21 protein-coding genes and 1 tRNA gene are annotated in these 16930 nt (G+C 65.0%); 18 read left to right on the top strand and 4 right to left on the bottom strand.

Annotation, left to right across the window (positions count from 1 at the left end; translation table 11 throughout):
* Positions 1-130: 130 nt before the first annotated feature.
* Positions 131-961, bottom strand: coding sequence for an ABC transporter substrate-binding protein (locus ACCD11_RS24070; protein WP_413315736.1), 831 nt, complete (start codon positions 959-961; stop codon positions 131-133).
* A gap of 204 nt (positions 962-1165) precedes the next feature.
* Here ACCD11_RS24070 and fabV point away from each other — a divergent pair, with 204 nt between their 5' ends.
* The 3 genes from fabV to ACCD11_RS24055 are packed head-to-tail and all read left to right on the top strand — an operon-like array spanning position 1166 to position 4071.
* The gene (fabV, locus tag ACCD11_RS24065; RefSeq protein WP_413315735.1) at positions 1166-2362 is read left to right on the top strand and encodes an enoyl-ACP reductase FabV; all 1197 of its coding nucleotides are present in this window, start codon (positions 1166-1168) and stop codon (positions 2360-2362) included.
* A 27-nt stretch (positions 2363-2389) separates the two neighbouring features.
* Positions 2390-2809, top strand: coding sequence for a group II truncated hemoglobin (locus ACCD11_RS24060; protein ID WP_007839268.1), 420 nt, complete (start codon positions 2390-2392; stop codon positions 2807-2809).
* 38 nt (positions 2810-2847) lie between these two features.
* On the top strand, positions 2848-4071 hold the full coding sequence (locus ACCD11_RS24055) for an NAD(P)/FAD-dependent oxidoreductase (RefSeq protein WP_007839269.1): 1224 nt from the start codon (positions 2848-2850) through the stop codon (positions 4069-4071).
* A 144-nt stretch (positions 4072-4215) separates the two neighbouring features.
* Here the strand turns inward: ACCD11_RS24055 and ACCD11_RS24050 are convergent, their stop codons facing one another.
* Positions 4216-4872: a Smr/MutS family protein gene (locus ACCD11_RS24050; RefSeq protein WP_056593769.1), complete on the bottom strand. Its 657-nt coding sequence runs from the start codon at positions 4870-4872 to the stop codon at positions 4216-4218.
* Positions 4872-5549: a RadC family protein gene (gene radC, locus ACCD11_RS24045; protein WP_007839271.1), complete on the bottom strand. Its 678-nt coding sequence runs from the start codon at positions 5547-5549 to the stop codon at positions 4872-4874. Before radC ends, ACCD11_RS24050 begins: the two co-directional genes overlap by 1 nt.
* A 108-nt stretch (positions 5550-5657) precedes the next feature.
* Between radC and ACCD11_RS24040 the strand changes: the two genes are divergently transcribed.
* Genes ACCD11_RS24040 through ACCD11_RS24030 form a run of 3 tightly spaced genes read left to right on the top strand, consistent with a single transcriptional unit; the run spans position 5658 to position 8028 of the window.
* Complete coding sequence (locus ACCD11_RS24040; protein WP_007839272.1) at positions 5658-6101, top strand: FKBP-type peptidyl-prolyl cis-trans isomerase; 444 nt, start codon at positions 5658-5660, stop codon at positions 6099-6101.
* Positions 6098-7066 carry a 4-hydroxy-3-methylbut-2-enyl diphosphate reductase gene (gene ispH / locus ACCD11_RS24035; RefSeq protein WP_007839273.1) on the top strand — a complete coding sequence of 323 codons (969 nt, stop codon included), beginning with the start codon at positions 6098-6100 and terminating at the stop codon, positions 7064-7066. The genes ACCD11_RS24040 and ispH overlap by 4 nt, the downstream gene beginning before the upstream one ends.
* The gene (locus ACCD11_RS24030; protein WP_413315734.1) at positions 7063-8028 is read left to right on the top strand and encodes a threonine/serine dehydratase; all 966 of its coding nucleotides are present in this window, start codon (positions 7063-7065) and stop codon (positions 8026-8028) included. Before ispH ends, ACCD11_RS24030 begins: the two co-directional genes overlap by 4 nt.
* Positions 8029-8131: 103 nt before the next feature.
* Here the strand turns inward: ACCD11_RS24030 and ACCD11_RS24025 are convergent, their stop codons facing one another.
* Positions 8132-8533, bottom strand: coding sequence for a VOC family protein (locus ACCD11_RS24025; RefSeq protein WP_413315733.1), 402 nt, complete (start codon positions 8531-8533; stop codon positions 8132-8134).
* 61 nt (positions 8534-8594) lie between these two features.
* Here ACCD11_RS24025 and serS point away from each other — a divergent pair, with 61 nt between their 5' ends.
* The 12 genes from serS (at position 8595) to ACCD11_RS23965 (ending at position 16924) form a co-directional block, all read left to right on the top strand.
* On the top strand, positions 8595-9926 hold the full coding sequence (gene serS / locus ACCD11_RS24020; RefSeq protein ID WP_413315732.1) for a serine--tRNA ligase: 1332 nt from the start codon (positions 8595-8597) through the stop codon (positions 9924-9926).
* Positions 9927-9983: 57 nt separating this feature from the next.
* Positions 9984-10073 (top strand) — tRNA-Ser (locus tag ACCD11_RS24015).
* A 312-nt stretch (positions 10074-10385) separates the two neighbouring features.
* Positions 10386-10589 (top strand): hypothetical protein, encoded by a 204-nt coding sequence (locus tag ACCD11_RS24010; protein ID WP_413315731.1) that lies wholly within the window; start codon positions 10386-10388, stop codon positions 10587-10589.
* 87 nt (positions 10590-10676) lie between these two features.
* Positions 10677-11999 (top strand): amidohydrolase, encoded by a 1323-nt coding sequence (locus ACCD11_RS24005; RefSeq protein WP_007836079.1) that lies wholly within the window; start codon positions 10677-10679, stop codon positions 11997-11999.
* 102 nt (positions 12000-12101) lie between these two features.
* Positions 12102-12257: a hypothetical protein gene (locus tag ACCD11_RS24000; protein ID WP_413315730.1), complete on the top strand. Its 156-nt coding sequence runs from the start codon at positions 12102-12104 to the stop codon at positions 12255-12257.
* Between the two features lie 87 nt (positions 12258-12344).
* A complete protein-coding gene (locus tag ACCD11_RS23995; protein WP_413315729.1) occupies positions 12345-12953 on the top strand; it encodes a hypothetical protein in 609 nt (202 codons plus the stop codon).
* A 153-nt stretch (positions 12954-13106) separates the two neighbouring features.
* A complete protein-coding gene (locus ACCD11_RS23990; protein WP_413315728.1) occupies positions 13107-14093 on the top strand; it encodes an ADP-ribosylglycohydrolase family protein in 987 nt (328 codons plus the stop codon).
* Between the two features lie 146 nt (positions 14094-14239).
* On the top strand, positions 14240-14725 hold the full coding sequence (locus ACCD11_RS23985) for an SMI1/KNR4 family protein (protein WP_413315727.1): 486 nt from the start codon (positions 14240-14242) through the stop codon (positions 14723-14725).
* Positions 14726-14868: 143 nt separating this feature from the next.
* Positions 14869-15270: a hypothetical protein gene (locus ACCD11_RS23980; RefSeq protein WP_413315726.1), complete on the top strand. Its 402-nt coding sequence runs from the start codon at positions 14869-14871 to the stop codon at positions 15268-15270.
* 90 nt (positions 15271-15360) lie between these two features.
* Positions 15361-15651 (top strand): barstar family protein, encoded by a 291-nt coding sequence (locus ACCD11_RS23975; RefSeq protein WP_413315725.1) that lies wholly within the window; start codon positions 15361-15363, stop codon positions 15649-15651.
* A gap of 410 nt (positions 15652-16061) precedes the next feature.
* Positions 16062-16394 carry a hypothetical protein gene (locus tag ACCD11_RS23970; RefSeq protein ID WP_413315724.1) on the top strand — a complete coding sequence of 111 codons (333 nt, stop codon included), beginning with the start codon at positions 16062-16064 and terminating at the stop codon, positions 16392-16394.
* Between the two features lie 83 nt (positions 16395-16477).
* Entirely contained in the window at positions 16478-16924 is a 447-nt protein-coding gene (locus tag ACCD11_RS23965; protein ID WP_413315723.1) for a hypothetical protein, read from the top strand.
* Positions 16925-16930 lie beyond the last annotated feature (6 nt).

Here is a 16930-nt window from a genome sequence, read left to right as displayed (position 1 = left end):
CTTGGCTCCCTCCCCCGCTGGGGGAGGGTTGGGGTGGGGGCACGGCTGCGCCTGGAAAGACGCGGCACTCATGCGGAGGCCGCATGCCCCATCCCTACCTTCCCCCAGTGGGGGAAGGAGAAACGCGGGCTCAGTCGATCTTGTCGGAGTCGAGCTTGAAGTCGCGCGACTGGAAGCCCGAGGCCGTGTTCGGGCCGTACCACTTGATGAAGATCTTCTGCGCCTCGCCCGACTTCTCGAGCTCGCGCAGCGTGTCATCCACCACGGCCTTCAGGCCGCTCTCGCCCTTCTTGATACCGATGGCCAGCGCCTCGGTGCTCAGGTTCTGCTTGAGCACCACGTACTGCGCCTTCTGCGGGCCGAGCTTGGCGTAGCTGCGCAGCAGCGCGGCCTCGTCGTCCACATAGCCCACGCCCTTGCCCTGCTGCAGCGCCTGGAAGGCTTGCTGGCTGGTGTCGAAGGTCACGACCTCGACGTTGGGCACGGCCTTGCGGATGTTGGGTTCCTGCGTGCCGCCGCGGATGGTCAGCACCTTCTTGCCGGCGAGCTGCGGCACCTCGGTGATGCCGCTGTCCTTCTTCACGATGGCCTTCTGGCCGGTGACGAAGGTGGTGAGCGAGAAGTCGATCTGCGCCTCGCGCTCCTTGTTGTGCGTGAGGCCGGCGGCGACGAGGTCGACGTGGCCCTGCTGCAGTTCGGGAATGCGCGCGGCCACGGCGATCTGCTTGAGCACCGGCTTCACGCCGATCTTCTTTGCAATGGCGTTCACCAGGTCGACTTCGTAGCCGACGATCTGGCGCGTCTTGGGGTCGACGAAGGTCGCGGGCTCGTCGGTGCCGAGCACGCCGACGACCAGCTCGCCCTTTTTCTTGATGTCGGCCAGCTGGTCGGCGTGGGCGAGGGTGCCGAGCAGGAAAGTGGAAGCCGCGAGGGCCGCGGCGGCGATCAGGTTCAAGCGCATGTTCTTCTCCTTGGTGGAAAGCAGAGGGGCGGGACCATATCAATAAAACCGCTGATTATTAAATCGTCAATCGACATATGCATATGGTCAAGCGGAAGGCCGTCCTGGCGGGCTGGGTTAAATTCGCGGCGCGAAAACACGCTTCCGGCGCCTTCCTTCCGGCCCCTCCCGCTTCCCTCCAGCATCTCTTCGAGCGAGATCCTCATGATCATCAAACCCCGCGTGCGCGGCTTCATCTGCGTCACCACCCATCCCGCCGGCTGCGAAGCCAACGTCCGCCAGCAGATCGAGTACGTCAAGGCCAGGCCCGCCATCGAGGGCGGCCCGAAGAAGGTGCTGGTGATCGGCGCATCGACCGGCTACGGCCTCGCGGCGCGCATCACCGCCGCCTTCGGCTGCGGCGCCGACACGCTGGGCGTCTTCTTCGAGCGCCCCGGCAGCGAGGCCAAGCCCGGCTCGCCCGGCTGGTACAACACCGCCGCCTTCGAGCGCGCGGCGCACGCCGAAGGCCGCTATGCGAAGAGCATCAACGGCGACGGCTTTTCCGACGCGGTGAAGCAGCAGGTCATCGACACCATCCGCGCCGACCTGGGGCAGGTCGACCTCGTCGTCTACAGCCTGGCCGCGCCGCGCCGCACGCACCCGAAGACCGGCCAGGTCTTCAACTCGGTGCTCAAGCCCGTGGGCAAGGCCGTGAACCTGCGCGGCCTCGACACCGACAGCGGGGCCGTGAAGGAAACGGTGCTCGAAGCCGCGACGCAGGAAGAAATCGACAACACCGTGGCCGTGATGGGCGGTGAAGACTGGCAGATGTGGATCGACGCGCTGCAGCAGGCCGGCGTGCTGGCCGACGGCGCGAAGACCACGGCCTTCACCTACCTGGGCGAGCAGATCACGCACGACATCTACTGGAACGGCTCCATCGGCGCGGCCAAGAAGGACCTCGACCAGAAGGTGCTGGGCATTCGCGCACGACTGGCTGCCAAGGGTGGCGACGCGCGCGTGTCGGTGCTCAAGGCGGTGGTCACGCAGGCCAGCTCGGCCATTCCGATGATGCCGCTGTACCTGTCGCTGCTCTTCAAGGTGATGAAGGAGCAGGGCGTGCACGAGGGCTGCATCGAGCAGGTGCACGGCCTCTACGCCGAGAGCCTCTACGGCAGCGCCCCGCACATCGATGCCGAAGGCCGCCTGCGCGCCGACTACAAGGAGCTGGCGCCGCAGGTGCAGTCCCGCGTGCTCGAACTGTGGCCGCAGGTGACCAAGGAAAATCTGTACGAGCTCACCGACTTCGCGGGCTACAAGACCGAGTTCCTGCGGCTCTTCGGCTTCGCCGTGGAGGGCGTGGACTACGAGGCCGACGTGAACCCCGATGTGGGCATTCCGGGCATCGTGCAGCTCTAGCAGGCCCCTCAAGGGATACTCCCGCCCATGCAGATACAAGAAAAGCCGCCCGCCGGCACGCCCTTCGACTGGATCGGCGGCGAACCGAAGGTGGAGGCGCTGGTCGAGCGCTTCTACGACCTGATGGACCTCGAGCCCGCGTATGCGCAATTGCGCGCCGTGCACGGCACCAGCCTCGACAACGCGCGCCAGCGCCTGTTCTGGTTCCTCTGCGGCTGGCTCGGCGGGCCGCAGCACTACACCGACCGCTTCGGCCATCCGATGCTGCGCGCGCGCCACCTGCCGCAGAGCATCGGCGGCCACACCATCGGCATCAAGGAACGCGACCAATGGCTGGCCTGCATGGACCAGGCGATGGGCGAGACGGGTGTGCCCGAGGACTTGCGCGCAAGGCTGCGCGACTCCTTTTTCAAAACCGCCGACTGGATGCGCAACCGCGGCGAGTGACCGACCCCACAACGATTCCGAAAGACGTTTCTCTCATCATGAATTCCATCGTCATCATCGGCGGCGGCCACGCCGCGGCCCAGCTCTGCGCCGGGCTTGCCGAAGCGGGGCAGGGCGCGCGCGTGCACCTCGTGTGCGAAGAGGCGTGCGAGCCGTACCACCGCCCGCCCCTGTCCAAGGCCTTCCTGAAGAGCGCGGAGGAAACCACGCAGCCGCACAAGGCCGCCGACTGGTACCGCGAAGCGGGCATCGCGCTGCACCTGGGCGACGCGGCCGTGGCGATCGACCGCGAGGCGCGCACCGTCACGCTGCGTTCGGGCGCGGTGCTGCCGTGGGAGCGCTTGGTGCTGGCCACCGGCACGCGCGCACGCCAGATGCCCGACCTGAAGCCGGGCCTCGAAAACGTCGCGAGTCTGCGTGCCGCCGAAGAAGCGCACCGCCTGCGCGAGCGGCTTGCATCGGCCGAGAAGGTGACCGTGCTCGGCGGCGGCTTCATCGGGCTCGAGGTGGCGGCCACCGCGAAGGCGCTCGGCAAATCGGTGCAGGTGATCGAAAGCGCGCCGCGCCTGCTGGGCCGGGCGGTCTCGCCCGAGCTGTCGGCGCATGTGCTCGCCACGCACCGTGCGGCCGGCATCGACATCGTGCTCGGTGCGCAGACCGGTGCCTTCGAAGTGGAAGGCGACCGGCTGGTGTCGATCCAGGTCAACGGCGTGAAGCAGCCGGTCGACCTGCTGCTGCTCGGCATCGGCGCCGTGCCCGAGACGGCGCTCGCACAGGCGGCCGGCATCGAATGCGCCGACGGCATCGTGGTCGACGGCCACATGCAGACCAGCGCGGCCGGTGTGCTCGCGGTGGGCGACTGCACGCGCTTCCCCGACCGCCGCGCGGGCCGCGCGCTGCGGCTCGAGTCGGTGCAGAACGCCAACGACCAGGCGCGCACCGCGGTGGCCACGCTGACCGGCGCGGCGCGTGCGCACGACGCGGTCGCGTGGTTCTGGTCCGACCAGGGCGGCATGCGCCTGCAGATGGTGGGCCTGATGCCGGCCGAAGGCACGCCGGGCCTCGTCAGCGTTCGCCGCGCGGGGCCGAAGCCCGATGCGTTCTCGCTGTTCCACTACGTCGATGGGCAGCTCGTGTGCGTGGAGTCGGTGAACGCGCCGGTCGACCACATGATGAGCCGCAAGCTGCTTGAAGCGGGGCGTAGCCCTGATGCTGCGGCGGTGGCGGACGCATCGGTTCCGCTGAAGAATCACTTGGCGTAAGCCGGCTGCGTTTCCTGCTCCCTCCCCCGCTGGGGAGGGTAGGGGTGGGGGCACGACGGCGATGGATGAGGCGCTGCCCGTGCAAAGGCCGTGAGCCCCCATCCCAGCCTTCGCCCGGAAGGGGAAGGAGCAAGGCAGAAAGCGTCAGCGCCGCGCGGGCGCCAGCAGCACGACGAGGGCGCCGGCGCCGCCTTCCGCGGGCTTGGCCTGCACGAACGCGATCACCTCGTTCTTCTGGATCAGCCAGCGCTGCGCCTTGGTCTTCAGCACCGGCTGCCTGCCTGGCGAACCCAGCCCCTTGCCGTGCACCACGCGCACGCAGCGCAGCCCCTGCTTGCTGGCGTTGCGGATGAAGCCACCGAGCGCCTCGCGCGCCTCGTCGCTGCGCAGCCCGTGCAGGTCGACCTGCCCCTGGATCGCCCATTCGCCCTTGCGCAGCCGCGCCGTCACGTCGGTGCCGATGCCGGGCCGGCGAAAGCTCATGGCGTCGTCCACGTCGAGCAGCGTGGTCACGTCGAACTCGTCGGAGAGCGACTCGCGCAGCACGCGCTGCTCGTCGAGCTGGTGCTGCACCGGGATCGGTGCCGGCGGCAGCGGCGCAAGCGGCACTGCGGCCTTGCGGCGCAGCGGCTCGGTGGCGCCGATGGCGCGTGCAAAGAGGTCTTTCTCGGCGGCGAGCTTGCGTTCGGCCGCGGCCTTTGCGGCCGCCTCGGCGGCTTCGCGCTCGCGGGTTTCGGCGAGCGTGCGCTGCACCTGCTTGAGGTCGGCGAGGTTCTTGAGAGACGGGGCGCGTGCGGCCATCAGAGCACGCCCTTCTCGGCCATCGAGAAGCTCTGTCCGGGGCTCACGATGATGTGGTCGAGCACCCGCACGTCCACCAGCGCCAGCGCGGCGCGCAGCGTCTGCGTGAGCGACTCGTCGGCGCGCGAGGGCTCGATGTTGCCGCTGGGGTGGTTGTGCGCCAGCACCACCGCCGCAGCCTGGTGGTGGATGGCGCGCGTGACGACCTCGCGCGGATAGACGCTGGTCTGCGTGAGCGTGCCGCGGAACATTTCCTCCAGCGCGATCATGCGGTGCTGCACGTCGAGGAACACCACCGCGAACACTTCGTAGGGGCGCGAGCCGATGTGCAGCTGCAGGTACTGCTTGACCGCGTCGGGCGAGTCGAACACCGTGCGCTCCCTGAGCCTTTCGCCCATGGCGCGGCGCGCCAGTTCGAGCACCGCGATCAGTTCGGAGCGCTTGGCGCTGCCGCCCATGCCCTTGATGGTCTTGAGCTCCTCGGCGCCGGTGTGCAGCAGGCCCGAGAGGCCGCCGAAGCGCTCGAGCAGCTGCTGCGCCAGCTGCAGCACGTTCATGCCCGCCACGCCGGTGCGCAGCAGCAGGGCCAGCAGCTCGGCGTCGGCCAGCGCGGATGCCCCTCGCGAGATGAGTTTTTCGCGGGGACGGGCGTCGAGAGGGAGATCCTTGAATGCCATGAAACCCTGGGGTGAAACCTTGGCGGAGCCGGGTGAAGTCCCGGTCCTTAAAATGAGGTCCAGTTTATCGGGACACCCACCTTGTCTTTGCCCACCTCCGCTGCCCCCATGTCCCAACTCGTGACTTCCGGCTCCTTCCTGACCCTGCACTACCGGCTGGCCGGCCCGGCGGGCGACATCATCAACACTTTCGCCGACAAGCCCGCGACCCTGTCGCTCGGCACCGGCGAGCTTTCTCCGGCCATGGAGCAGCGCCTGATGGGCCTGGAAGAAGGCGCGCATGCCACCTTCGAGCTGCCCGCCGGCGAGGCCTTCGGCGAGCGCAACCCCGACATGCAGCAGTGGGTGGCCAGGAAGCTGCTCGCTCAGATGGGCGACCCCGACGAGCAATACGCCGCGGGCGACGTCGTGCAGTTCCCCACGCCCGACGGCACGGGCAGCTACGCGGGAGCGGTGATCGAATCGAATGACACGGCGGTGCGCTTCGACTTCAACCATCCGCTGGCCGGCCAGCCCGTCACCTTCGAAGTGAAGCTGATCGGCGTGCTATGAACCCCGACATCTCGGAAGTCATCCTTGCCGAACCGCGCGGTTTCTGCGCGGGTGTCGATCGCGCCATCGAGATCGTCGAGCGCGCCATTGCCAAGTTCGGCGCACCGATCTACGTGCGCCACGAGATCGTGCACAACACCTACGTGGTGAACGAGCTCAAGGCCAAGGGCGCGATCTTCATCGAGGAACTGTCCGACGTGCCGCCCGGCGCCACGCTGGTGTTCAGCGCACACGGCGTGAGCAAGGCGGTGGAGCAGGAGGCGCGCGACCGCGGCTTCGAGATCTTCGATGCCACCTGCCCGCTGGTGACCAAGGTGCACGTCGAGGTCGCCAAGCTCGCGAAGGAGGGCTTCGAGTTCATCATGATCGGCCACAAGGGGCACCCCGAGGTCGAGGGCACGATGGGCCAGCTCAGCAGCGGCATTCACCTCGTCGAGGACGTGGCCGACGTGGCGAAGGTCTCGCCCTCGCAGACCGAGAAGCTCGCGGTGGTCACCCAGACCACGCTGAGCGTGGACGACGCGGCCGAGATCGCCGCCGCCGTGCGCACGCGCTTTCCGGCCGTGCGCGAACCCAAGCAGCAGGACATCTGCTATGCCACCCAGAACCGCCAGGACGCGGTGAAGATCATGAGCCCGCAGGTCGACCTCGTGATCGTGGTCGGCAGCCCCACCAGTTCCAACAGCAACCGGCTGCGCGAACTGGCGCAGCGGCTGGGCACCGAGAGCTACATGGTCGATTCGGCCGAAGAGCTCAAGCCCGAGTGGTTCGAGGGCAAGACGCGCATCGGCCTCACCGCCGGCGCCTCGGCCCCCGAGGTGCTGGTGCGCGAGGTGATCGAGCGCGTGCGCGCGTTCGGCGCGGTGTCGGTCCGCAAGATGGACGGCATCGAGGAAACCATCAAGTTTCCGCTGCCCAAGGGGCTCAAGCTCGACGACATTCCCCCTCCAGGACATATCTCTTGAACGACAAGAAAACCTTCGACTGGCGCTCTGAAATAGATAGCGCTTCCCGCAGGCTGAGCGAGCGTGCCGGCCACTTCCTGCGCGAAACCCCGCTGTGGAAGCTGCCGGCGGCCGCCTTCGGGGTCGCGGCGCCGGGCGCCGAGATCTGGCTGAAGCTCGAGCACATGCAGGTCAGCGGCAGCTTCAAGGCGCGCGGCATGATGAACCGGCTGCTGGCCAACGACATTCCCGACAGCGGCGTGGTCGTGGCCTCGGGCGGCAATGCGGGCATCGCCACGGCGGCCGCGGCGCGCGCTCTGGGCGTGCCTTGCCAGGTGTTCCTGCCGGGCGTGTCGCCTGAGGCCAAGCGCGCGCGGCTGCGTGCGCTGGGCGCGGAAGTGGTCGTCGTCGGCGAGCTGTACCCCGATGCGCTGGCCGCCTGCCTGACGCGCCAGAAGGAATCCGGCGCCTTGCTCACCCACGCCTACGACCAGCCCGAAGTGGTGGCCGGCGCGGGCACGCTCGGCCGCGAGATCGAAGAGCAGGGCGGTCTTCCCGATGCGGTGCTCGTGAGCGTCGGCGGGGGTGGGCTGATCGGCGGCCTCGCTGGCTGGTTCGAGCAGCGCGCCCGTGTGGTGGCACTCGAACCCGAAAAGGCGCCCACGCTGTTTCGCGCTCGCGAGGCCGGAGAGCCGATCGACGTGGAGGTGGGCGGCATCGCGGCCGATTCGCTCGGGGCGCGCCGCATCGGCGCCATTTCGTGGGAAATCACGCAGCGGCAGGTGCGGCACGCCCTGCTGCTGTCCGATGAATCCATCCGCGCCGCCCAGCAGTGGCTGTGGAAAGAGCTGAAGCTGGCAGTGGAACCGGCCGCCGCGCTGCCGCTGGCCGCGCTGCAGACCGGCGCTTACGCGCCGCGCGCGGGCGAGAAGGTCTGCCTGATCGTCTGCGGGGCGAACGTCGACCCCGCGACGGTCGCCTGAGAGTCGAAGGCGGCCGCCGCCGGGCCGCCCCAAGGCGAGCCGCGCCTCCCCCTCGGGGGGGCAAATTACACGGAGCGAAGCGCAGTGAAAAGCCGGGGGGCCTTCACTTCTCGCAGTTCACCATCCACGGCACGCCGAACTTGTCGGTGAGCATGCCGAAGCCCTTGGCCCAGAACTGCGGGCCGTAGGGCATCGTCACCTTGCCGCCTTCGGCCAGCGCGTCGAACAGCTTCTTGCCTTCGTCCACGCTGTTCGCCTGCACCGAGAGCGAGAAGCCCTTGTAGCCCTCGAAGGGCCACTCCGGCGGGGCGTCCGAGGCCATCAGCTTGTGGCCGCGGGCCTCGAGCGTGGCGTGCATGATCTTGTCCTTGTGGCTGGCCGGCGTCTGGGCGCCCATCGGGCTCTCGCCGAAGGTCATGCTGAAGGCGACCTTGCCGTCCAGCGCCTTGGCATAGAAGGCGAGCGCTTCGGCGGCATTGCCGTTGAATGTCAGATAGGCTTCCATCGTTTTTCCCTTCGAGGTGGGTGAGTGGGATCGCGATGCTACGCCCACCTAAAATCCCCCCATGCTTGACATCACCCTGCTCCGCAAAGACCTGGCCTCCGCCGTGGCCGGCCTCGAAAAACGCAAGAAGAACCAGCCGTACCTCGACGTGTCGGCGTTCACCGCGCTCGAGGCCGAGCGCAAGACGCTGCAAACCCGCACCGAGGAAATCCAGGCGCGCCGCAACACGCTGAACAAGCAGATCGGCCCGCTCAAGGCCAAGGGCGAATCGGTCGACGCGCTCATGGCCGAGGTCAACGCGCTCAAGGCCGAGCAGGAATCGCAATCCAGGCGCCTCGAAGAGATCCAGCCCGCACTGCACGCGCTGCTGCTCGCCGTGCCCAACCTGCCGCACGCCAGCGTGCCGCTGGGCGAAGACGAGGCCGGCAACGTCGAGATGCGCCGCTGGGCCCCGAAGGGCGGCGCCGGCGCAAATGCCACGCCGCTGGCCTTCGCACCCAAGGACCACGTCGACCTCGGTGCGCCGCTGGGCCTGGACTTCGAGATGGGCGCCAAGCTCTCGGGCTCGCGCTTCTCCGTCATGAAGGGCCCGATCGCCCGTCTGCATCGCGCGCTCGCGCAGTTCATGGTCGACCTGCAGACTGAACAGCACGGCTACACCGAGTGCTACGTGCCCTACGTGGTCAACGCCGCCACGCTCAGCGGCACCGGCCAGCTGCCCAAGTTCGAAGGCGACCTGTTCGCCGCGAAGAAGGGCGGCCAGGACGGCGAACCCGCGCCCGACCATTCGGCGCTGTACCTCATTCCCACCAGCGAAGTGCCGCTGACCAACTTCGTGCGCGACGAGGTGGTGGCCGAGTCGCAACTGCCGATCAAGCTCACGGCCCATACGCCGTGCTTCCGCTCCGAGGCCGGCAGCGCGGGCCGCGACACGCGCGGCATGATCCGCCAGCACCAGTTCGACAAGGTCGAGATGGTGCAGATCGTGCACCCCGAGAAGAGCTACGACGCGCTCGAACAGATGACCGGCCATGCCGAAGCCGTGCTGCAGGCGCTGGAGCTGCCATACCGCGTCGTGCTGCTGTGCACCGGCGACATGGGCTTCGGCGCCGCCAAGACCTACGACCTCGAGGTGTGGCTGCCGGCGCAGGACACCTACCGCGAGATCAGCTCGGTCTCGAACTGCGAAGCCTTCCAGGCGCGTCGTTTGCAGGCCCGTTTCAAGAACGCGCAGGGCAAGAACGAACTCGTGCACACCCTCAATGGTTCCGGCCTGGCGGTGGGCCGCGCGCTGGTGGCCGTGCTGGAAAACCACCAGAACGAAGACGGCTCCATCAACGTGCCCGCGGCGTTGCGTCCGTACCTCGGTGGGCTCGAAGTTTTGCGCGGCTGAGCCCAGGGCTTCAAAAAGTACAATTTCCTCTGCTATAATCGAAGGCTCGACAGCACCGGAGAGGTGGCAGAGTGGTCGAATGTACCTGACTCGAAATCAGGCGTACTAGCGATAGTACCGAGGGTTCGAATCCCTCCCTCTCCTCCAAGAAGTCAATAAACAAGCGCCTTTCGGGGCGCTTTTTTATTTCTTACACCATTGTTCCTACCAATTCGATTGACGGTCGAACTTGGGTACAAAGTGCATTGCCTCGGCCTTCGCAAGGATAGGTCTTGTCCCCTGCTTTCCCCTCGCCAAGCAGATGTTGTCGGCTACGTTGCTCTGACCATGGGCGAGGGCCACGTCCCAGCGTTCCGTTGGTGCAGTCGATCAGGCAGACGTCGCCACGGCCATCGTGCAGCGGCGATCGCCAGCTTCCGCGAGTCGGCTGCCCTTGGGGGGCGAGGCACGCAAAAAAATATGGACGGCGCCAAGGAGGGCGTGCTGACATCCAGCCTTGTTGAGGTCGACTGGAAGCTGGCGCTTGGGGGGAGGCGCGCGATGGCATGCCTTGCATGCACGCCACGTACGCGAAGTGCCTTGCTGTCCTGTGTGAGTGGCGAATTTTTTGAACGCGACCTGCTGTCGCAAAAAAGGGAACTGCGGATCGGCTTTGATGTCTAGGGCAATCCCGGGCTCGAAGCTTGCGTGAAGAAGGCCACACTGGCATGGCTGGTGTCTATCTTCTTTCCATATAGGGCTTCTTCCTCCATGTCTTCCCGTTCATTTCGTCATGGCACCTTGTCCGCCGTTGCCTTGCTGACCCTGGCGCTGGGCGCCAGCGCACAGACGTCGCTGCATCAGCAGATCGGGCCTGTCGTCAACGGTATGTACCCCTCGCTCGACACGCTCTACAAAGACCTGCACGCCAATCCGGAGATCGCCTTCCAGGAAGTGCGAACGGCTGCGAAGCTGGCCGGCGAAATGCGCAAGCTCGGTTTCGATGTCACCGAGAAGGTCGGCGGCACGGGCCTCGTCGCGATCTACAAGAACGGCGCAGGCCCGACCGTGCTCGTGCGCACCGAACTCGACGCGCTGCCCATGGAAGAGAAGACCGGCTTGCCGTACGCGAGCAAGGCCAAGACCCAATCGAACGGCCGCGAGACCTTCGTGGCACACAGCTGCGGCCACGACATCCACATGGCGAGCTGGGTCGGCACCGCGCGCACGCTGCTCACGATGAAAGATCAGTGGAAGGGCACGCTGATGTTTGTCGCGCAGCCCGCTGAGGAAACCGTGTCAGGTGCCAAGGCCATGCTTGCCGACGGCCTGTTCAAGCGCTTTCCCAAGCCCGACTTCGCGTTCGCTCTGCACACCTCGCCGTCGCCCTATGGCTTCGTCGGTTACAAGGTCGGTGCGATCAGTTCTAACTCTGACTCGCTCGAGATCACCTTCAAAGGCCGCGGCGGCCATGGATCGGCGCCGGACAAGACGATCGACCCGATTGCGATTGCCGCCCGTTTCATCACTGACGTGCAGACCGTGGTGAGCCGTGAGAAGGACCCGGCCGAGTTCGGCGTGGTCACCATCGGTGCGGTCCAAGCCGGCACAGTGGGGAACATCATTCCCGACACGGCGGTGTTGCGCGGCACCATCCGCAGCTACCAGCCGGAGGTGCGCGAGAAGCTGCTGGCCGGCGTTCGCCGCACGGCCAACGCGGCCGCGATGATGGGCGGTGCGCCCGAGCCGACGGTCGAGCTGGTGCCCGGCGGGGCTGCGGTGGTCAACGACGAAGCGGTGGTCAACCGGACGGCGGCGGCACTCAAGACGGCGTTCGGCGACCCGAAGGTGGTGCAGGTTCGGCCCATCACCGCGAGCGAGGATTTTTCCGAGTTCGGCAATGCGGGCGTGCCATCGATGATGTTCTTCGTGGGCGTGCTCTCTCCCGAAGAGGTGATGGCGTCGCTCAAGCCCGGCGGCAAGCCCTTGGCCTTCAATCACTCGCCCTTCTTCGCGCCGGTGCCCGAGCCATCGATCAAGACGAGTGTGGAGGCCATGAGCGTGGCCGTGCTCACCACCATGGCACCCAAGTAGCTCGGCGTGCGGCTGCCGCCGGCGACCGTAGTCTTCGACATGGCGTCGGCAGAACGCCGATGTCACGGCGCAAGAATTGGCGATTGGCCTCGTCTGCAATCTGTGGCAGCGCATGGAGACGACCTGATTCGCGCGTGGTACTTGACCAACGGCAGCGATGTGGCACTTGTCACCTACGTGGTAGCGGCGGCAAGCGGCAACGCCGCGGCCGAGCTCGCCGACGCGGGCGCCATCGTCAGGTCCATCGACTTCGGCTGAACGCCGACGGACAGAATGCGGCCAGAACCAGACATTGCCCACCGCTTCTCAGATTCCCTGCGACGACGCCATGTACCTCAATGAACTGTGCCTGATGACGCCGCCCGCAAATCGCAGACACCGCAGAGCCTTATGAAGCTATCGCAAATTTTTGAGCAGGAGCGCAGCCGATATGTGCAGTTCCTGGTGGAGACTACGGCGCGAATTACCGCCGAGTCCAAAAGAGTGGTCGGAGAACTGCTGCTCAGCATAAACAACGAGGCCATCCCGTACCCATATCGTTACGTCCGAGTCGACATCATGTCTGACGGTCTCGATGGCCTGCCAAAGCCAGCCGAAGTGGTGGTCGACGTTGACGAAGCATTCGAAGCGCGGGAATTCAACTTTGGAGCTTTCGCGGTAGAGGTCTACCCCTTCACTTGGAATTCCATCCAGGTGCTGGTAAACGGCCCAATCAAGGACCTAAGGCAGTTGGAAGGCTGGATTACTCGCTGGCTGGACGTTGAGAGCGAAAATCCTCCGGGTCCCTTCGGGACAAGCCAGGCAATTCACTCATTCTCCCAAGTCGAGAGTCAGGATGGATGGTGGTACCTTACCGGCGACTTTGGCACTGCCCCGGCCGATGCGCTATCGGAGTTCATTGAGCTTCTGGCGGGCCAGGGCATGACACGTATTGTCATAAGAAGCGGTCGGTGACTTCTTTCCTAGGCCCATTGTCGCCCTGCGGGGTACAGCAGCCTCCGGCCAGAACCAGTCGTTCGGCGCGAAGGCAGAATTTGCTCCAGACCGGACGCTCGCGGTCGAATCAGGGCGACCTCCAGACACATGCTTCGGTTGCCGGATCTAGATATGCAAGCTCGCCGCCCAGCATGGCCGGCCGTCACCGAAGGAATTGCTTTGGAATCAACACAAGACCAGAACGGCGCATCACCGAGCAAGCTGGAGCGCTACGAAGGCGCCTTGCTTGGGCTCGCGGCTGGTGATGCGGTTGGCACTACGGTCGAGTTTAGTCCTCGAGGCACGTTCGTGCCCATGACTGACATGGTCGGCGGCGGCCCCTTTCATCTCAAGGCAGGAGAGTGGACGGACGACACTTCCATGGCACTTTGCTTGGCGGCTAGCTTGATTTATATCAACGGCTTTGACGCACGCGACCAGATGAACCGCTACTGCAACTGGCGCAACGTTGGCTATCTCAGCAGCACCGCCGAATGCTTCGATATCGGGTTCACGGTGTCGACAGCGCTCAACAGCTACCTCGAGGGCGGAGACCCTTTTGCCGGAGATCCAGACCCGCGCACGGCGGGAAACGGCGCACTGATGCGGCTTGCTCCAATTCCGATGTTCTACTTCGCAGACGAGCAGGAAGCGTGGCGCTATGCGGGAGAAAGCACCAGGACGACACATGGAGCGCAGGAGGCCATCGAGTGCTCACGGCTCTTTGCGCTCCAGCTCAGGGCGGCCCTGGCTGGTGCTGACAAAGAATCCGTGCTCGGTGCGCAGCCGCTGGAGCAGTTGAGTTCGAAGGTCCGAGCGTTGGCTGATGGGAATTATCTGTACAAATCACGTGATGCTGTAAGGGGAACCGGCTATTGCGTGGAATCACTCGAGGCTGCCTTATGGTGCTTTGCGCAGTCTTCGTCCTTCAAGGAGGCCATACTTCTCGCTGTCAACCTTGGAGACGACGCTGATACCACCGCTGCGATTTGCGGGCAACTCTCAGGAGCTTTCTATGGCGTGCAAGGTATTCCCCACGAGTGGCGCAAGAAGCTCGTGATGCTCGCCGAGATGAGCCAGATGGCTCACCAGCTGTTGACGCTTTCCGAACGGCGTTAATCTTGCCAGCCGAGATGCGAACATTTCAATGTTCGTGCGGTAGCCAAGCTGGCCGAGGGACGGCACCCGGCCAGGACCGGTCGCTCGGCGATACGCCACAATTCGCCCCGGTTAGCAGTCATTCGCACCTCTTCCCAAAGGTACCGATGCCACTTCAATTCTTCGACGCATCTCTGGTCGGCCCCTTCTCGAAGCGCGAGCTCGACGAAATGAAGGACATGATCCGCGCCGATTTCCCTTCGTTTGAGTTCGACCCGAGCTACGTGCACGTCGTCGAGGAATTCAACGGTGGCAGGCCCTCAACGAGATACTTTCGCACGCGCGTTGGTCAACTTGCTCCACCGATAGAACGGTTCCTCCACTTCACGGCCGGTCATGACCTTAAGGACCATCAGCTCGGGTTCTTAAACGCCAATGTCTTCTGGTCCGCTCTCGAGAATCGTCTCGGGTCGCTTCTGCCGTTTGCCGTGCTGGCAAACAACGATGCCCTTTGCTTCGACTGCGGTTCGGGCGAGTCGCAGGTCGTCCTCTGGAGCAACGAGCGGTCCGAAGAGGACGAGCCGTCGTACGAGGGTGTAGCGGATTCGTTCGACGACTTCTGCGCAGCACTCTCGTCGGTGGCCACCGAGTGACCGCGATGCGCCGGGCTCGGCGGCCTTGGAGCGGTGCCGAAGCTCCCGCCCAACCGGCTACAGTCGGCCAGAAGGAGTCGGTCGCGCACGCGGTCTGATTGCGCCCGAATGGCTCGTCTCGTTCATAGAACAAGGAGAAGGCATTGAAGGACCCAAACGAGTTGTTCCAGGCAACCCTGGACAGGCTGTCGCCGTTGCTCGAACCGGGGTGGATTGAACTGGTTCTCGACTATCACGTCGATGAAGGACAAAGCGACCTGGCGGGAAGCTATCTCTGCCGCACCGCCTCTGGACTCGAGGAAGTGGCAATCGTGTCTCCGCCGGCGCTCGATGGCCTGTTCCGTGACCTACGGGCCAGCCTGCCAGGTGGCTCGCAACGTCCGTTCTCTCATTGCAAGCTCCGTGTGTCGAGAGGCGACGGTTCTTTCAAGGCCGACTACACCTACGATTCTGTCGATTGGACCGAGTTGTTGACTTCCTCCAACTGGAACTTCACCGAAGCTCCGACCAAGCGCGTATCGCAAACGGGTGTTGGTGCGAAGTAGGGGCGAGCACTGCGGCCGGCTACAGTCGGCCACAAGCCGACCTTCGATAGCGGCTCACAGTTGTGTCAGAAATGAGGAGATTGGAACGGCATGGTGGCGCGTAAAGACGAGGTGACGGTAGAGCTGAGCGACGTGAGAAGCTCGCTCGAACTTCAGAATCGGCTAATGACCGCGCTCGACTTTCCAGGGTGGTACGGCCGGAACTGGGACGCCTTCTGGGACGCAATCGCAGGGTTGGTGGAAATGCCGCACCGGCTGCGATTTGCCGGCTGGGCCGACTTCGCAGACCGCCATCCGCGTGATGCCAAGCAGCTCCGTGAGTGCCTTGCCAGGATGCGAGCCGAACTGCCAACCCATGCCGCCGTGGTTGCCTATGACTAGGGGCGGGATGCGGTCACAGCCGGACTATTGCGTTGTTCACGTTAGGAGCACCCATTGAGCCTGCCTGATACGAAAGAGGCCATTCGCCGCCGGCTCTTCATCGCGGCTGTTCGCAGCGGCAACCAGACTCCACAGTTTGGCTTTCAGATCTGCCCCGACTGCGGCGGCCGAGGCTCCATTTGCGTGGAGCGAGAAGTGAGTGGGCGCCGGAGTGCGGCGTTCGAGGAGTGCCCGGAGTGCCACGGTGAGACCATAGTCCCTGCATAGCAACTCACGCGATACAGCCGATCAAATAGCCCGGCGGTGCATCCGTTTTTGAGTAGCGGCGACTTCTGCTCAGGGTTCGTTCACGACGGGAGCGCGACCGGCTACAGTCGGCCAGGACCGGACATTTAACCGAAGGAGCGGACATGAGCCAAGACGTGAGCCCATCTGACGCGGACAGGGCGAGAAGCGTTGTCTCGGAACACCCGCTTTGGGCAGAGGCTTCGGCTCACGTGTACTGCGAGAGCGATATCTTCAGCTCTCAAAAGAGCCTCATTGAGCGTGCGCGCCTGACTGACGAAGAGCGTGTCGCACTGCAAGCTGCGCTCGCGGATGCAGATTCAGTTTTGGTGGTCAGCTATTACACAGCCGACAAGATGCCGGAGCCGCTCTCGGGGGGAGGAAAACTGTACGGCTTTTTGGTCCATCCCCATTCTTTTGCGCTGCTGCACGCTGGTGAAGGCACTTGGCGCTCGTAGCTCTTTCCACTCTCACGCGCCCAGCCTGGCGCGAGGCTACATTCGGCCAAGAGCAGTCAGCGCGATGACCAATAGCATTCAACATGAGCTTCACTCTTGACTACACAAGCACCGAACCGGTGTCTGAGCGGGTGGCGGCGCAGGTCTCTGCCGACGCCCGCGACCTTCGGAAGTCGTTCGACTGGTGGGCGGAATCCCTGTCGATCGAGTTGGACGAAGACTCCAAGCACTTGAGTGGTGGAGCACGAGTGATGCTGGGCGGCTACGGTTCCGTCCGGATCACGGAACCAGAGGACAACTTGATGATGTGTCGAGACATGCGGCAGATAGTCAAGGCGCTAGTGCGATGGTCGCAGAGCTACAGCATCACTTGGAATCTCAGCGTGGCGGGTCACGACATTGGGCGGGTCACCGGAGACGCGAATGATGCCGTCGCCGCTCGGCTCCTGGGCCCATGCGATCAACCGGGATGGCCGGAGAGCAGGATTCAGGAGATTCTGAAGAAGCACAAGGCGCGGAAGAGCAGGTAGCTCCCC

The sequence above is a fragment of the Variovorax sp. Varisp36 genome, from assembly GCF_047304235.1.
GTDB lineage: Bacteria > Pseudomonadota > Gammaproteobacteria > Burkholderiales > Burkholderiaceae_C > Variovorax.
The sequence above is the reverse complement of the archived record's forward strand: the minus strand, read 5'-3'. Positions and strand labels throughout refer to the sequence as shown.